General features: G+C 70.9%; 16 protein-coding genes and 1 tRNA gene. 11 read left to right on the forward strand and 6 right to left on the reverse strand.

Translation table 11 applies throughout. From position 1 onward, the window contains the following. Positions 1-11: 11 nt before the first annotated feature. Entirely contained in the window at positions 12-515 is a 504-nt protein-coding gene (locus M3190_RS07985; RefSeq protein WP_439958025.1) for an O-acetyl-ADP-ribose deacetylase, read from the reverse strand. A 113-nt stretch (positions 516-628) separates the two neighbouring features. On the opposite strand from M3190_RS07985, the gene M3190_RS07990 reads away from it, so the two are divergent. Beyond that, positions 629-702: transfer RNA gene (locus M3190_RS07990), tRNA-Pro, on the forward strand. Positions 703-771: 69 nt separating this feature from the next. Here M3190_RS07990 and M3190_RS07995 read toward each other — a convergent pair. Both M3190_RS07995 and M3190_RS08000 read right to left on the reverse strand, forming a co-directional pair. Then, on the reverse strand, positions 772-2,076 hold the full coding sequence (locus M3190_RS07995) for an ABC transporter permease (protein ID WP_251580451.1): 1,305 nt from the start codon (positions 2,074-2,076) through the stop codon (positions 772-774). Beyond that, positions 2,073-2,774 (reverse strand): ABC transporter ATP-binding protein, encoded by a 702-nt coding sequence (locus M3190_RS08000; RefSeq protein WP_251580452.1) that lies wholly within the window; start codon positions 2,772-2,774, stop codon positions 2,073-2,075. Before M3190_RS08000 ends, M3190_RS07995 begins: the two co-directional genes overlap by 4 nt. 155 nt (positions 2,775-2,929) lie before the next feature. On the opposite strand from M3190_RS08000, the gene M3190_RS08005 reads away from it, so the two are divergent. Beyond that, positions 2,930-4,114 carry a sensor histidine kinase gene (locus M3190_RS08005; protein WP_251580453.1) on the forward strand — a complete coding sequence of 395 codons (1,185 nt, stop codon included), beginning with the start codon at positions 2,930-2,932 and terminating at the stop codon, positions 4,112-4,114. Next, positions 4,111-4,773, forward strand: a complete 663-nt coding sequence (locus M3190_RS08010; protein ID WP_251580454.1) for a response regulator transcription factor — start codon at positions 4,111-4,113, stop codon at positions 4,771-4,773. Before M3190_RS08005 ends, M3190_RS08010 begins: the two co-directional genes overlap by 4 nt. 23 nt (positions 4,774-4,796) lie before the next feature. Here M3190_RS08010 and M3190_RS08015 read toward each other — a convergent pair whose 3' ends face one another. Then, positions 4,797-5,198, reverse strand: coding sequence for a VOC family protein (locus tag M3190_RS08015; RefSeq protein WP_251580455.1), 402 nt, complete (start codon positions 5,196-5,198; stop codon positions 4,797-4,799). Positions 5,199-5,284: 86 nt separating this feature from the next. On the opposite strand from M3190_RS08015, the gene M3190_RS08020 reads away from it, so the two are divergent. Further along, positions 5,285-6,538 carry an MFS transporter gene (locus M3190_RS08020; protein ID WP_251580456.1) on the forward strand — a complete coding sequence of 418 codons (1,254 nt, stop codon included), beginning with the start codon at positions 5,285-5,287 and terminating at the stop codon, positions 6,536-6,538. A 30-nt stretch (positions 6,539-6,568) separates the two neighbouring features. Here the strand turns inward: M3190_RS08020 and M3190_RS08025 are convergent, their stop codons facing one another. Beyond that, a complete protein-coding gene (locus M3190_RS08025) occupies positions 6,569-7,591 on the reverse strand; it encodes an NADPH:quinone reductase (RefSeq protein WP_251580457.1) in 1,023 nt (340 codons plus the stop codon). Between the two features lie 117 nt (positions 7,592-7,708). Here M3190_RS08025 and M3190_RS08030 point away from each other — a divergent pair, with 117 nt between their 5' ends. Next, complete coding sequence (locus M3190_RS08030; protein ID WP_251580458.1) at positions 7,709-8,122, forward strand: hypothetical protein; 414 nt, start codon at positions 7,709-7,711, stop codon at positions 8,120-8,122. A gap of 36 nt (positions 8,123-8,158) precedes the next feature. Continuing rightward, positions 8,159-9,826: a cation:proton antiporter gene (locus M3190_RS08035; protein ID WP_251580459.1), complete on the forward strand. Its 1,668-nt coding sequence runs from the start codon at positions 8,159-8,161 to the stop codon at positions 9,824-9,826. 5 nt (positions 9,827-9,831) lie between these two features. Here M3190_RS08035 and M3190_RS08040 read toward each other — a convergent pair whose 3' ends face one another. After that, entirely contained in the window at positions 9,832-10,872 is a 1,041-nt protein-coding gene (locus M3190_RS08040; protein ID WP_251580460.1) for an aminotransferase class V-fold PLP-dependent enzyme, read from the reverse strand. A gap of 80 nt (positions 10,873-10,952) precedes the next feature. Here M3190_RS08040 and M3190_RS08045 point away from each other — a divergent pair, with 80 nt between their 5' ends. The 5 genes from M3190_RS08045 to M3190_RS08065 all read left to right on the forward strand — a co-directional run bounded on the left by M3190_RS08045 (position 10,953) and on the right by M3190_RS08065 (position 14,881). Next, on the forward strand, positions 10,953-11,915 hold the full coding sequence (locus M3190_RS08045) for a LysR family transcriptional regulator (protein ID WP_251580461.1): 963 nt from the start codon (positions 10,953-10,955) through the stop codon (positions 11,913-11,915). Positions 11,916-11,925: 10 nt separating this feature from the next. Beyond that, positions 11,926-12,912 (forward strand): aldo/keto reductase, encoded by a 987-nt coding sequence (locus tag M3190_RS08050; protein ID WP_251580462.1) that lies wholly within the window; start codon positions 11,926-11,928, stop codon positions 12,910-12,912. 54 nt (positions 12,913-12,966) lie between these two features. Then, positions 12,967-13,263 carry a DUF1905 domain-containing protein gene (locus M3190_RS08055; RefSeq protein WP_251580463.1) on the forward strand — a complete coding sequence of 99 codons (297 nt, stop codon included), beginning with the start codon at positions 12,967-12,969 and terminating at the stop codon, positions 13,261-13,263. Positions 13,264-13,267: 4 nt separating this feature from the next. Continuing rightward, on the forward strand, positions 13,268-13,789 hold the full coding sequence (locus M3190_RS08060; RefSeq protein WP_251580464.1) for a prepilin peptidase: 522 nt from the start codon (positions 13,268-13,270) through the stop codon (positions 13,787-13,789). Positions 13,790-13,864: 75 nt separating this feature from the next. After that, the gene (locus M3190_RS08065) at positions 13,865-14,881 is read left to right on the forward strand and encodes a YihY/virulence factor BrkB family protein (protein ID WP_251580465.1); all 1,017 of its coding nucleotides are present in this window, start codon (positions 13,865-13,867) and stop codon (positions 14,879-14,881) included. Positions 14,882-14,905 lie beyond the last annotated feature (24 nt).

The following is a 14,905-nucleotide window of genomic DNA, read 5'->3' on the forward strand; positions in this document are numbered from 1 at the left end:
TCGTAGGCAGGTCAGGATGCCGCGAGCCGCCGCTCCACCCGGTCGAACATGGCCTGGTCGAAGGCGATGATGCGCGCTTCGGCGACCTGCGACGGCGTGTCCTGCAGCGTCGTGACGGCGGCGTCCACCGCGTCGTCGAGCGGCCATCCGTAGATCCCGGCGCTCACGAGCGGGAACGCGACGGAGGTCGCGCCGAGCTCGTCGGCGACCTCGAGGGCTCTGCGGTAGCAGGAGGTCAGGAGGGCGCGGTCGCGTTCGCCGGCGGTGTGGTTCGGTCCGACGACGTGGATCACCCAGCGGGCGGGCAGGTCGCCGGCGGTCGTCCACCCGGCATCCCCCGTGGCCAGGCCGTGAGGGAACCGCTCGATGCAGTCGGCGAGGATCTGCGGGCCGCCCGCGCGGTGGATGGCGCCGTCGACGCCCCCGCCACCGCGCATCGCGCGGTTGGCCGCGTTGACGACGGCGTCGACCTGCTGCTGAGTGATGTCGCCCCTGACGACGGTGACGCGGTTCATCTCGGTCATCCGGGCAGAGTAGTCCCGCGCACGGACACGCGGAACCCCGTGGCGGTTCGCGGGAGGCGCCGGGACCGGCTAGGATAGGGGAGTTGTCCGCAAGGGCGACGGACCGGGATGTGGCGCAGCTTGGTAGCGCACTTGACTGGGGGTCAAGGGGTCGCAGGTTCAAATCCTGTCATCCCGACCGGTACCACGAAGGGCCCGCCATCTGGCGGGCCCTTCGTCGTCGCTGCGCGAGAGTGCGGCGTCCACCTCACTCGTACCGCAGCGACTCCACCGGATCGGCCCGCGCGGCACGGGCGGCGGGGAGTGTTCCCGCGAGGAACGCGATCGCCATGACCAGTACGATCACCGTGGCGATCGACACCGGATCGAAGGCGATGAGCGTCAGGCCGGGCAGGTCGGCGAGCAGTCCTCCGGCGAGCGCCGTGCTGATGGCGCTGCCGGCCGCCATCGCGATGATCGCTCCGACCGCACTGCCGAGAAAGCCCAGGAAGGCCGCCTCGAGGCTGAAGAGCGAGAACACGCGGCCCGAGCCCATGCCCATCGCTTTCATCAGGCCGATCTCCCGGGTGCGCTCCTGCACCGACATGTACAGGGTGTTCACGATGCCGAACGCCGCCGCGAGCAGGGCGATGACGGCGAACGCGTTGAGCACGAGCACGATGCCGTCGATGATCGTCTTCACCGTTCCGAGCTGGTCGGCGATCGTCGTGCCTGTGTAGCCCTCGTCCGCCAGGCGGTCCTTGAGCGCCGTGATCTCGGCATCCGTCGCCTCGGGGTCGAACCAGACCGTCGCCGACGCGTAGCGGTTGGCCTGCTCGGCAGTGAGCCCCGTGCTCTGCGCCGCGAACAGCGCGTCCTCGAACGCGGTGTTCACGAGCAGACCGCTGCCTGTCGGGCTCGCGATCGCCTCCTCGGCGACGCCTGTGACCGTCGCGTCGATCGTGTGCGGCGTGCGCTCGGCGTCCGTCACCGACACGGTGACCGTCTCGCCGATGGCGGCCTCGGCGTCGGCGAAACCGAGCGGCTCCACGTAGGTCACGGGGATCGTCACCTCGTACTCGGTCGCGTCCGGGTCCGGTTCCGCGCCGCTGGCGAGCACGACGGTCTGGCCGGGGATCAGGCTGCCGACAGATGCCTCGTACTTCGTCCCGTCGCCGACCACGATGTAGTCGGGCGAGATCGTCCGCACCGGATCGACGCGCAGCACGCCGTCGACGTCTCCGATCGTGTCGATGTCGTCGGGCGTGAGGGCGGAGACGGTCGTCCCGGGGATGCCGCCGGACACCGTGTTCGGGTCGTACTCCTGCGGGCCGTCCGAGGCCTGGCCGGGGAGGCCTCCTTCCGACTCGGCGTTCTTCGTCACCGTCATGGCGTCGGATGCGCCGACGCCCGACACGGTGTCGTCGATGTAGGCGTTTATCCCTGTCCCGAGGCCGCTCGTCAGCGTCAGGGTGAACGCGCCGACGAAGATCGCCAGGATGGTGAGGATCGTCCGGGTCTTGGAACGGAACGTGTTGGCGACCGCAGAGGTGACGATGTCCGTGGTCCTCATGCCGCCGCCTCCTGCGCCGAGTCCTCGATGATGAGCCCATCGCGGATGACGATCCGGCGGTCGCAGCGGGCCGCGAGATCCTCGTCGTGGGTCACCACGATGAGCGTGATGCCGTGCTCGCGGTTGAGGGTGAAGAGGATGTCCTCGACCACAGCTCCGGTCTGCGTGTCGAGGTTGCCGGTGGGCTCGTCCGCGAAGATCAGGCGCGGGTCGTTGACGAGGGCCCTGGCGATGACGACCCGCTGCTTCTGGCCACCGGACAGGTTCGCAGCCTTGTTGTGGGCCTTGTCGGCGAGATCGAGCTGCTCGAGCGCCGCCATGGCGCGACGCCGGCGCTCGCCGCGTCGGACGCCGGCGATCTTCAGGGGCAGCATGACGTTGTCGAGGACGGTCGTGGTGCCGGTCAGGAAGAACTGCTGGAAGACGAAGCCGAAGGTCTGGTTCCGCGTCTTGTTCAGGCGGGATCCGCGGAGATGGGCGGTGTCGTCCCCGGCGAGGAGGATCGTGCCCGAATCCGCGGCGTCCAGCAGCGCCAGTAGGTGCATGAGAGTCGACTTGCCCGAGCCGCTCTTTCCGACGATCGCCACCGAATCGCCCTCATGGATACGGAAGGACACGCCCTTCAGCGCATCGAATCTGTTCGGCCCGCGGCCGTAGGACTTGCGGACGTCCCGGGCCTCGAGGATGGGGGTGTTCATGCGGAATCTCCGTTCGTGTGCGGTCTCCTCCACCCTCTGCGGCCCCAGCGGCGGACGCATCCCGCCGCCGGGTCGATCGCGTACCGCATCCGCGGTACCCGCCGCTAACGCGCCGAACGGATGCCGCGCGCGCCGAGCGCGGGCACACTTGTCACGTGACCCTTCTGGATCTCCCCGGCGCCCCTGCGGATCCGCGCCCTCGCGTGCCGCGGTGGGTGCGGGAGACTCTCATCGCGGTCGTCATCGCAGGGCTCGCGTTCGCGCAGCCGCCGATTCCCGAGTTCCAGTCGTCCGGACCCGCCGCGACGGCGCTGATGATCGCGCCGATCGTCGTCCTGCCGTGGCGGCACCGGCGTCCCATCCCGGCCCTGGTCGTCGTCCTCGTCCTGTTCGGCGCGGTCTCCGTCGCGGGGACGCTGTCGATCGGCGTCGCGGTCGCGGTCGGCGTCGCGATGTTCCAGGTGTCCTATCGCTATCAGCGCTCGAAGGTGTTCCTCATCGGTGCGTGCGTCGCGGTGCTGATCATGGTCCTGGCATTGCCGGCGGCCGTGGCGGGCGTGATCGACCCCCGGATATTCCAGTTCGGGCTCATCGTCGCCTTCGCGACGGCGGCCGGCAGCGGCGCTCGCGCACGACACGCGTACATCACTGCGATCACCGATCGAGCAGAGCGAGCGGAGCGCACCCGCGAAGCCGAGGCGCGGCGCCGGGTGAGCGAGGAGCGCCTCCGCATAGCCCGCGACCTCCACGACACCGTGGCGCACCAGATCGCGGTCATCAGCCTGCACGCGGGCGTCGCGTCGTCCGCGATCGACGCGCATCCCGAGAAGGCCAAGCAGTCCCTGGTCACCATCCGCGAGGCGTCGCGGACAGTGCTCAGCGAGATCGGCGACCTGCTGTCGATGCTGCGATCCGAGGACGCTGATGACGCGACACCGGCGCCCCCGGCAGGGCTCGATCGGCTCGACGAGCTCGCGGCGCAGTTCGCGGCATCCGGTCTCGATGTCACCACCCGGATCGACGGAGACCCCGCCCGGGTGACCGGCGCGGTCGACCTCGTCGCCTATCGCCTCGCGCAGGAGGGGCTCACCAACGCGCACAAGCACGGTGCGGGAAACCGCGCGCACGTTCTCGTCGAGGTCGGGGAGGACGCCCTCGTCGTCACCGTCACCAACCCGAGGCACGAGTCGTCGGCGCAGGACGGGATCGGCGGATCCGGACTCGGACTGGTCGGGTTGCGGGAACGGGTCGCCGCGGTTCGCGGATCGGTGTCGGCGGGGCCGGTACCGGGCGGCTGGCGGCTCAGCGCGCGATTGCCGCTCCTGAAGGAGGACGCATGACGACCGTGCTCGTCGTCGACGACCAGCCCCTCGTCCGTCAAGCGGTCACGGACATCCTGGCGGCAGCGGACGACATCGAGGTGATCGGCTCCGCCGCCGACGGGCGGGAAGCGCTCCGCGCCGCGACCCGGGATCGTCCCGACGTCGTCGTCATGGACATCCGGATGCCGGTGCTCGACGGGATCGCGGCGACCGCGGCGATCTGCGCCGTTGCGGAGCTGTCGGCCACCCGAGTGCTCATCCTCACGACCTTCGAAGAGGACGAGTACCTCGTCGCCGCGCTTCGCGCCGGGGCCAGCGGTTTCGTCGGGAAGGGCGCGGAGCCGCAGGAGATCGTCCGCGCCGTCCGCGCCGTCCATGCCGGCGACGCGCTCCTGTCGCCGGTCGCGACGCGGGCGTTGATCGACCGGTTCGTCGCGACCCCGCAGCTGAAGCTGACGCCCTCGGTGAGCCTCGAGCAGCTCACCGAACGCGAGCGCGAGGTGCTGTTGATGGTGGCGCGCGGCCGGTCGAACCAGGAGATCGCCGCCGACCTCTTCATCTCGCCGCACACGGCCAAGACTCATGTGAACCGCATCATGGCCAAGGTTCACGCGCACGACCGGGCGCAGCTCGTCATCCTCGCCTACGAATCGGGACTCCTCACCGCGGGATCGTGAGTCGTCTCGCCTTGCGTCCCGCCTCAGCCCACCGGCCGGACCTGCGACATGAGTGCCAGTGGCCGGCCCTCCGGATCCGCGAAGAACACCATCCACTCCTCGAGCCCGTCTTCGTGCCGGTGGATCAGGTGCGGCTCGTCCGTGAAGGCGACCCCGCGCGTCGTCAGCGCACGATGTGTGTCGCGGATGTCGTCGACGCGGAAGTAGAGGACCGATTCGCCCGACGGTCCCGCCCCCTCATCCGTCGCCGTCAGGAAGAGACGGATGCCGCCGGCGTCGAAGAACGCCAGATCACCGTAGGTGTAGAGGTGCGGCAGGCCGAGGACGTCGCGGTACCATCTGACCGCCGTCTCGATGTCAGTCACCCGACGCGAGATCTGGCCGAGGGGGCCGACCGCTCCGGGGGTGGGAGAGCTCTCCGTCATGGCCACATCCTCGCGCTGTCGCCGGCGCGGATGCAATGCCCTCCCTCACGCCACCCCGCGGGGACGACGACCTCTAGGCTCTTCCGGTGGGCATCGGTGAGTGGGTCGCGCCGCGGCGGCTGGGGCGGGACTTCCGCTGGCTGCTCGCGTCGTCGTGGACGAGCAACGTCGGCGACGGCATCGCGCTCGCTGCAGCACCCCTTCTGATCGCGTCGATGACGGACTCGCCCATCCTGGTCGCGGCCGGGGCGGTCCTGCAGTTCCTCCCGTGGCTGCTCTTCGGGTTGCATGCGGGCGCGATCGCCGACCGGCTCGACCGGCGGCTGCTGATCATGATCGCCAACGGCGTGCGGGCGCTCGTCCTCGTGGCGCTGTGCGGCTTCCTCCTGACGGGTGTCGCGAGCATCTGGCTCGTATTGACCGTCGCGTTCCTCTACGGGTGCGCGGAGGTGTTCGTCGACACCACCAGCAGCACCCTCCTGCCGATGATGGTCCGGAAGTCGGACCTCGGCGTCGGGAACGCCCGCCTGCAGGCGGGCTTCCTGGTGGCGAACCAGTTCGGCGGCCCACCGCTCGGTGCGTTCCTCTTCGCGGTGGGGTCCTTCTGGCCGTTCGCCGTCCAGGCGGTGTGCGTCGCGCTCGCCGTCGTCCTCATCTCGCGGATCACCGCGACACCGGCGCCGAAGACGGCGACCGATTCTCCGCGGACACCCGTCCACACCGACATCGCCGTCGGCATCCGCTGGCTGTGGCGCAACCCGCCCGTGCGGACCCTCGTCCTCATCATCCTCACTTTCAACGTCACCTGGGCGGCGCCGTGGGGCGTCCTCGTCCTCTACGCCACGGATCACCTCGGCATGGGTCCCGTCGGGTACGGTGCGCTCACGACGGCGTCCGCCGTGGGCGGACTGCTCGCCACGTTCTCGTTCGGGTGGCTCGAGAGACGGTTCTCCTTCGCGACCCTCATGCGCGTCTGCCTCAGCGCCGAGGTGGCGATGCATCTCGCCTTCGCGCTGACGACGTCGGGTGCGGTCGCCTTCGTCATCATGATCGCCTTCGGCGCTTATGCCTTCGTGTGGGGCACGATCTCCACCACCGTCCGACAGCGTCTCGTCCCGCACGAACTCCAGGGTCGGATCGCATCAGTGAACATGGTGGGCGTCTTCGGCGGGCTCGTGATCGGCCAAGCGCTCGGCGGCGTCATCGCCCAGATCGGGGGACTGACCGCCCCATGGTGGTTCGCGTTCGTGGGGGCCGCGGTCACCCTGGCGCTCGTGTGGCGACCGATCAGTCACATCGCGGCAGCGCGGATCGACGACGAGACGGATGCCGCGGGCTAAGCGATCGCGTGGCCCGCGGCATCCGGGCGATCAGAGGTCGGCGACGCGGATGAGGACCTTGCCGACGGTCGCCGCCTCGACGGCGTCGTGGGCGGCCGCGGTCTGCTCGAGCGGGAACCATGTCAACGGCAGGCCGTGCTCCTCGCCCACCGGCAGCGCACCGTCCTCGAGTGCACGCGTGATGTCGGCGACCGCAGCGTCCAGAGCGGGCTCCACGACGGTGTAGAGGAGGACGCCCTGCACCCGGATGTTCTTCGCGAACGTCGGGCGGATGGGCATGCTGAAGGTGTCGCCGTTGTCATCGGCGTAGAACGCGATGACGGCGTGGCCGGCCGCGACCTCTGCGTCGAGGGCGGCGTTGGTGGCCAGCGACACCTCGACGATCTGATCCACGCCGTCGGGGGCGACCTCCCGCACCTTGGCCGCGACGTCGCCCTGCGTGTAGTCGATGGTGTGGTGCGCGCCGGCGGCGCGGGCGAGCTCCGCCTTGGCGTCCGAGCTCACGGTCGTGATCACCGTGGCGCCGGCCCATCGGGCGAGTTGGATCGCGGCGTGGCCGACGGCGCCGGCACCACCCGCGACGAGCACGGTGCGCCCGACGAGAGCGCCCGGCGCCAGACGCGCAGGCCCGTCCTGGTGCACGGTGAGCGCGCGGTGTGCGGTGACGGCGGGAACGCCGAGGCTGGCCGCGGTCGCGAAGTCGACGCCGTCGGGTAGGCGGATGGCGCGGGATGCCGGCACCACCGTGTACTCCTGAGCGGTCCCCGTCGGGCGCTGGTGCTGCGCGAGATGCACCCATACCCTGTCGCCGACGGCCAGGTCGTCGACCCCGTCGCCGAGGGCGTCGACGATGCCGGCTCCGTCCTGGTTCGGGACCGTCTCGGCGAAGGATCCGCGCGTCGTACCGCCGGACCGGGACTTCCAGTCGGTCGGGTTCACGCCCGAGACGGCGATGCGCACACGCACCTCGCCGGGGCCGGGGGTCGCGACCTCACGGTCGACGAGGGACAGGACGTCGGATGCGCCCGGGGAGCTGTAGACGATCGCCTTCATACCGAGCCCAACCGCCTCCTCCGGCTGAGCATTCCGGACCGGGGGATTGCCAGGCGGGATGTGACAGAGTCGGGGGAGCGGTATGAGCTTCGTGCCGCGTGCAGGAAAGGGGGCCTCGTGCCCACCTGGCTCGAACACCTCTGCCATTCGCTCATCGGCCGGACGCGATCGCACGACGATCTTCCCGACCTCCGAGTGCTCTCCACATCCCGCGAGGATGTCGCTCGCACCTACTATGTCGTCGACGACCCGGAACGCCGGTCCCGCGACGACCGGCTCTACGTCCTCCGCGTCGGACGCGGACACGGCAGCCGCGCCCACGACGTCGCCGTCCATTCCCATGGCCGCGTCATCGGCTTCCTCTCGAAGGGCTCGGCAGCGATGCTCGCCGAACCGCTCGCCCGCCTCGGCGGCGCGGCAATCGTCAACGGTGCCGGGCCTCGCCCGGGCACGACCAGGCTGCGGGTCGATCTTCCGACGGCCGAGGCGATGCGATCCTTCGCGTCGCGCAGCGGACGCTCCGCCCGCTGATCGCCGCCACCGGGCTGCCTCTGAGAGGCTTTCGGTGTGATCGAGACGCTTGTCGGCCTGGTGGTCGCTCTCCTCGTGGTCGCGCTGACCACTGTCGTCGGCCGCTGGGCGGGCATCGCCGCGCCGATCCTGATGGTCGCCGTCGGTGTCGGCGGCAGCTTCCTCCCCATGTTCGACGACTTCGTCCTCGACCCGGAGTGGATCCTTCTCGGCATCCTCCCGCCGCTGCTCTACTCCGCAGCGGTCTCGATGCCGGCGATGCACTTCCGGCGCGAGTTCGGCGCGATCGCCGGACTCTCGGTCTTCCTCGTCATCGGCACCGCGCTCGTGCTCGGCCTGTTCTTCATGCTCGTGATCCCGGATCTGGGGTTTGCCTGGGGCGTCGCGCTCGGCGCGATCGTGAGCCCGACAGACGCCGTCGCGACGGCGATCATCAAACGCACGCCCGTGTCCAAGCGGGTGATCGCGATCCTGGAGGGCGAGAGTCTGCTCAACGACGCCACCGCGCTCGTGCTGCTGCGCACCGCCGTCGCCGCCGCGGCGGCATCCTTCTCCTTCTGGGGCGCGGTGGGGACCTTCGCCTACTCGGTCATCGTCGCCGTCCTCATCGGCGCCGCACTCGGGTGGCTGAACCTGACGGTCCGTCGGCGGGCCACCGATCCGACGGTCAACACCGTGCTCTCGTTCACGGTGCCGTTCCTCGCGGCGATCCCTGCGGAGCTGCTCGGTGCCTCGGGTCTCGTCGCCGCCGTCGTCGCGGGCATCATCACGGGGGTCGGCGGTCCTCGCGTGTTCTCGGCGCGCAATCGGCTCTCGGACGCGCAGAACTGGCGGACGGTCGAGCTGATCCTCGAGGGGTTCGTCTTCCTGTTCATGGGGCTGCAGCTGACCTCGATCCTCTCGGACGTCGAGAGGGCGCATGAGGGCATCGCCCCCGCCCTGTTGATCGCCGCCGGAGCCTGGCTCCTGACGGTGGTCGCGCGCGCGGCGTACGTCGCGCCGCTGCTCGCGCTGCTCTCGATGAGCGCCCGCCGCATGCGCCGTCTGCAACCGCGGCTCGAGACGATCGCGCAACGCCTCGAGAGTGAGGAGGGCGAGGCGCAGCTCGTCGACGCGTTCGCCCGCCGTGGGCGTCGGGTCTCGCGGGGCACCGTCCGCAGATTCGGACCGCGCGTGACCCGGGGCCTCGCCGACATCCGCTACTTCCAGGAGGCGCCGCTCGGCTGGCGGGAGGGCGCGCTCGTGGTCTGGGCGGGTATGCGCGGAGCGATCACCCTGGCTGCGGCGCAGACGCTTCCCGAGGACACCCCGCTGCGGTCCGTCCTCATCCTCATCGCCTTCGCCGTCGCCGTCGTCTCCCTCGTCGGACAGGGCGCGTCGGTCGCACCGCTCGTGGCTGCGCTCACGCCGGCCGCGTCCGCGGACGAGACGCGCGAGCGCGAAGGGGAGGAGCGTCGGCACATCCTCGAGCTTCTGCGTGAGAGCGCGGCCTCCGTCCCCGCGCCCGAGCGTCCCGCGGATGCCGATCGGGCGCGCATCTTCGAGATCGAGAGCGCGCATCGCCTCGCGGTCATCGACGCGCAGCGACGCGCTCTCCTCGATGCGCGCGACACGGGGACCTTCGACGCCGACGTGCTCGCGCACGAACTCGCCGTGGTCGACGCCGCGCAGATCGCGATCGAACTGCGCACCGGTCGCATCTGACGCCGTCAGCGCCCGAGGGTCCGCGCGATGTCCTCCACGTCCCGTTCGTCGTTGAACACGTGCAGGGCGACGCGGGCATTGCCTGCCCTGCTCGACGCGACGATCCCCTCGGCGCGCAGTCGGGCGATATCGTCGCCGCCTTCGTCGCGCCAGGTGACGATGGGTGTCGCCCGCGACGGAGCGGGTAGATCGAGACGGCGTCGGAGGGCTTCGGCGAGCCCGGTCACCTCGTCGTGCAGTGCCCGCGGATCGGCGTCCGCGAACAGAGCGAGCGCGGGCTCCGCGCCGACGAACGCCTGCCAGGCCGGCGAGACGTCGAACCGTCGGGCGGATGCCGCCAGCGTCGCGTCCGTGCCGTAGCACGACGCCCACGGATCTGCGCCCGCGTACCACCCCGCCTGACGCGGGCCGATCGAGCCGGCGAAGTCCTCGCGGATCGCGAGGAAAGCGACCCCGCGAGGCGCGCACAGCCATTTGTAGGCGTGGCACACCAGCGCATCGAAGGCGCCGGCGGACACCGGCATCCATCCGATCGCCTGCGTCGCGTCGCAGAGGGTGCGCGCATTCCGGCGGCGGGCCGCAGCGACGATCGCGTCCGCATCCGCGACCGCACCCGTCGCGGACTGCACGATCGAGAACGCCACGAGCGTCGTCTCGTCGTCCACCGCGTCGGCGAGCCCATCGAGGGGTGCGGTGCGCACCGTGATGCCGCGACCGGCGTGGACGAAGGGGAGGACGAGGGAGGAGAACTCGCCGTCCGGGCACAGCACGACCGCGCCGTCGGGGAGCGACGCCGCGATGAGGCTCACCATCGCCGAGGTCTGCGCGCCGAGGGCGACGGCGGCGGGGTCGACCCCGACCAGTCGCGCGAACGATGAGCGGCAGCGCTCGGCGCTCGTCGCGTAGCGGATCGGATCCGGCCATGCCTCGAGATCCGCCCGAACGGCGTCCCGCGTCGCGAAGGGAGGGATGCCGGCGGTGCAGGCCGCGACGTATCCGCGGGAGTCGGGGAACGCCGAGCGGACGGTCGCGGGGGAGAGGGCCATGACTCCATGGTCCTGGCGGATGATTGAGTGCACCACGGCAGGTATTGCATCGAACGCATGACATCGCGTTATATATCGACATGCCACAGCCCGTTCCGGACCTCTCCGTCGCCGAGTTGCGCATCGTCAAGGCCGTCGGTGACACGGGATCCGTGACCGCCGCAGCGACCGCACTCGGCTACAGTCAACCCGCCGTCAGCCAGCAGATCCGCCGGCTCGAGAGCCGGTTGGGGATGGCGGTCGTCGAGCGGGTGGGGCGACGGATGCGGCTCACCGAGGCGGGCCGCATCCTCGCCCGTCATGCCACGTCGATCACGACGGCGCTCGGCGCGGTGGCCGGCGAGCTCGCCGACCTCGGCGGAGGAAGGATCGGCACCGTCCGCCTGGTCGGCTTCCCCTCCGCCTCGCCGACCGTCCTGCCGCGCCTCATGCGTCGCCTCGCCGACACCGATCCGGGCCTCTCGCTCACGTACGTCGAGGCGGAGCCGCCCGAGGCGGTCTCGGCCGTCCGCGCCGACCGTGCCGACATCGCCCTCACCTTCAGCCACCCCGGCGACGGCACCGACGCGCACGGCGACAGCATCCGCGGGCTGGAGGCCCGACGCATCGGTGCGGAGGACCTGCTCCTCGTGCTGCCGGACGGACACACGCGCAGCGCCGAAGACGTCGTCGACCTCAGCGCTCTCGCCGACGACGAGTGGATCGCCGGCTGCCCGCGGTGCCGCAGTCACCTGCTGGATTCGTGCTCGCGGGCGGGATTCGTCCCCCGCATCCGCTTCGAGACCGACAACGTCGCCGCCGTCGAACAGCTCGTCGCGCAGGGAGTGGGGGTCGCGACGCTGCCGCGTCTCGCGGTCGCCTCCTTCCCCCTCGTGGCGGGGGTGATCACCCGTCCGCTGTCGTCGGGGGACCGGCGCGAGCTCCACGCCGTGTCCGCGCGAGGGGCCGCCCGGGTGCCCGCCGTCGCCACCGTCCTCCGGCACCTCGCGGACACCGTCAGAGAGATGACGGATGCGGACCCCGCGGCCGCGCGGGCGAAGTAGTGTGAGCCCCATGCACCAGCGCCCCCTCGCCGCCACCGGCCGTTCCGTCTCCAGCATCGGCCTCGGGACTTGGCAGCTCGGCGCCGACTGGGGGGACGTCTCCGAATCCCAGGCGCTCGATGTCCTCGCCGCCTCCGTCGAGGCGGGCGTGACGCTCTTCGACACCGCCGACGTCTACGGCGACGGTCGGAGCGAGAGCCTCATCGGCCGCTTCCTGGCGGCGCACCCGGGACACGGTGTGACCGTCGCCACGAAGATGGGTCGGCGTGTTCCGCAGGAGCCCGAGAACTACACGCCCGACCACTTCCGCGCGTGGACGGATCGCTCGCGGGAGAATCTCGGAGTCGACACGCTCGACCTGGTGCAGCTGCACTGTCCGCCGTCCGCTGTCATCGACGCAGATGAGACGTACGACGCGCTCGACGCCCTCGTCGACAGCGGCGCGATCGCGGCGTACGGCGTCTCCGTCGAGACCTGCGCACAGGCGCTCTCGGCGATCGCGCGGCCCGGGGTGAGCAACGTGCAGATCATCTTCAACCCCTTCCGTCTGAAGCCCCTCGACGAGGTCCTTCCGGCCGCGGAGGCAGCCGGTGTCGCGATCTTCGCCCGCGTGCCCCTCGCGTCGGGACTGCTCAGCGGGCGGTACACGGCCTCCACGTCCTTCGCCGCGAACGACCACCGCACGTTCAACCGTCACGGCGAGGCGTTCGATCGAGGGGAGACCTTCTCGGGTGTCGACTTCGCGACCGGGCTCGTCGCGGCGGAGGAGCTGAGCGCGGCTCTGCCCGACGGCGTGTCGCTGCCCGCGGCATCCCTCGCCTGGATCGCGTCGTGCCCCGGTGTCACCTCCGTCATCCCCGGCGCCCGCACGACGGCGCAGGCTCGAAGCAACGCCGAGGCCGGATCGATCGACCCCGCCGTGCTCGAGACCTTCGCAGCCGCCGTCGTCGACGTGTACGACCGTCGGCTGCGGGAGGACATCCACCCCCAGTGGTGACCGGGGTGGGGATGCCGCGCGCCGCCGTGCGGGCGACATCGCTACCGTGAGGGCATGATCGTCGAGACCGCCGGGGTGCTCTTCCGCTGGGAAGCACGGAGAGACGACTGGTACTTCGTGCCACTCTCCTCGGAGGCGAGCGAGGACATCCGCGACGTGCCGAGACCCGGTCGAGGTTTCGGATCGGTCCCCGTGCAGGTGACGGTCGGCTCGTCCTCGTGGCGGACGTCGATCTTCCCCGACGCGGCCCGGGGCGTGTACGTGCTGCCCCTCAAAAGGTCGGTGCGGGAGCGCGAGGGGATCTCCGAGGGGGACACCGTGAAGGCGCGGCTCGACGTGCTGGACGGCTGAGTCCGTGCTGGCGCCCTTCGCCGGGGTGACGGGCCCGGTCGCGATCACGGCCGTCGCGCTCGCCTTCGCGTGGCTCGCCGTCGCCTCGACGACGCTCGCCGTCATCGACGCTCGCACGCACCGTCTGCCGAACGCCTGGGTCCTTCCCGGTTATCCGGTCCTCAGCGGACTGCTTCTCGTCGCGTGCCTGGCCGGCGCACCCTGGACATCGCTCGTGCGCGCGGCGATCGGAGGGGTCGTGCTCTTCGTGTTCTATGCCGTCCTCCGCGCGGCCGGTGGCGGGATGGGCGGAGGAGACGTCAAGCTCGCCGGCGTCCTCGGAATGGCGCTCGGATGGACGGGGTGGCCCGCGCTCGCCGTGGGGGCGCTCGCGGGTTTCGTATTCGGCGGCCTCTACGGCACCATCCTCCTCGCGACGCGACGTGCTCATCGTCGTACCGCGGTCGCGTTCGGACCGTGGATGCTGCTGGGCGCGTGGACCGGCATCGTCTTCGGTGCGGAGACGGCAACCGGGCTCGGGCTCTGACGCGGTCGATGCCAGATCCGCGGGCCCGGCGCAAGGGGACCAGGGTCGAGGTCACCCCGTCGCTAGCGTAGGGGAATGGCCGACAGCACCAAGACCCCGCTCGTCCCGCGCCTGATCGCCCGTGCGCTGTCGTGGCGGATCGTCCGGGCCTACCTCCGGTACAGCGAGCACCGGGGGCCGCTCCTGGCCGACAGCGTGACCTACCGCACGCTGTTCAGCGTGTTCGCGGGCGTCCTGCTCGGCTTCTCGGTCGCCGCCCTCTGGCTCGCCGGCAACCCGCAGGCGTGGCAGGGCCTCATCGACGCGGTGGACGGGGTCATCCCCGGACTCGTGGGCGAGGGCGGCGTCATCGACACCAAGGATCTCGGTCAGCCGATCGCGTTCTCGCTGACCGGCGTGTTCTCCCTCATCGGCCTCGTGATGGCGGCGATCGGTGCCATCGGGTCGCTGCGCACCTCGCTGCGGATCATCGCCGACAAGGTCCACGACGACACGCTCTTCTTCATCGTCCTCGCCCGCAACCTCCTCCTCGCCATCGTCATCGGCGCGGGGCTGGCCGCCGCGGCGGTCGCGACGATCGTCGGCACCGCCGGCGTCGGCCTGGTCGCCGATGTCGTGGGCGTGTCCGCAGACAGCCCCGTGACCGTCGCCGTGAGCGCCGCGGTCGGCATCCTCGTGACGTTCCTGCTCGACACGGCCATGGTCGCGCTCCTGTTCCGCGCGCTCTCCGGCATCCGTCCTCCCGCGCGGGCGCTGTGGACCGGAGCGCTGATCGGCGGTTTCGGCTTGACCGTCCTGCAGCAGCTCTCGAGCCTGTTCGTCGGCGGCGCGGGCTCCAACCCGCTGCTCGCGACCTTCGCCGCCCTCATCGCCCTTCTGCTGTGGATCAACCTCTCGTGCCAGGTGATCCTCATCGCGTCGGCCTACATCGTCGCGGCGACGCTCGAGAGCGAGGACCGCTTGCGCCGCGTGCACGGGGCGACGACGCTCGTCGAGCGCCGCGTGCAGACCGCCGAAGACCAGATGCAGGCGGCCGCTGACGAGCTGCAGGCGGCCCGGGACGCCCTCACCGCCGAACGGGCGAAGGACTGACACGCCCGCTCCTTCGTCACCGCC

The organism is Microbacterium oleivorans, assembly GCF_023715745.1.
GTDB classification, from domain to species: Bacteria; Actinomycetota; Actinomycetes; order Actinomycetales; family Microbacteriaceae; genus Microbacterium; species Microbacterium oleivorans_D.

Bases quoted from the DNA above. Each gene is read 5' to 3' on its own strand.
- M3190_RS07985 (WP_439958025.1), bottom strand. From the start codon at position 515: ATGAACCGCGTCACCGTCGTCAGGGGCGACATCACTCAGCAGCAGGTC.
- M3190_RS07995 (WP_251580451.1), bottom strand. From the start codon at position 2,076: ATGAGGACCACGGACATCGTCACCTCTGCGGTCGCCAACACGTTCCGT.
- M3190_RS08000 (WP_251580452.1), bottom strand. From the start codon at position 2,774: ATGAACACCCCCATCCTCGAGGCCCGGGACGTCCGCAAGTCCTACGGC.
- M3190_RS08010 (WP_251580454.1), top strand. From the start codon at position 4,111: ATGACGACCGTGCTCGTCGTCGACGACCAGCCCCTCGTCCGTCAAGCG.
- M3190_RS08015 (WP_251580455.1), bottom strand. From the start codon at position 5,198: ATGACGGAGAGCTCTCCCACCCCCGGAGCGGTCGGCCCCCTCGGCCAG.
- M3190_RS08025 (WP_251580457.1), bottom strand. From the start codon at position 7,591: ATGAAGGCGATCGTCTACAGCTCCCCGGGCGCATCCGACGTCCTGTCC.
- M3190_RS08040 (WP_251580460.1), bottom strand. From the start codon at position 10,872: ATGGCCCTCTCCCCCGCGACCGTCCGCTCGGCGTTCCCCGACTCCCGC.
- M3190_RS08045 (WP_251580461.1), top strand. From the start codon at position 10,953: ATGCCACAGCCCGTTCCGGACCTCTCCGTCGCCGAGTTGCGCATCGTC.
- M3190_RS08050 (WP_251580462.1), top strand. From the start codon at position 11,926: ATGCACCAGCGCCCCCTCGCCGCCACCGGCCGTTCCGTCTCCAGCATC.
- M3190_RS08055 (WP_251580463.1), top strand. From the start codon at position 12,967: ATGATCGTCGAGACCGCCGGGGTGCTCTTCCGCTGGGAAGCACGGAGA.
- M3190_RS08065 (WP_251580465.1), top strand. From the start codon at position 13,865: ATGGCCGACAGCACCAAGACCCCGCTCGTCCCGCGCCTGATCGCCCGT.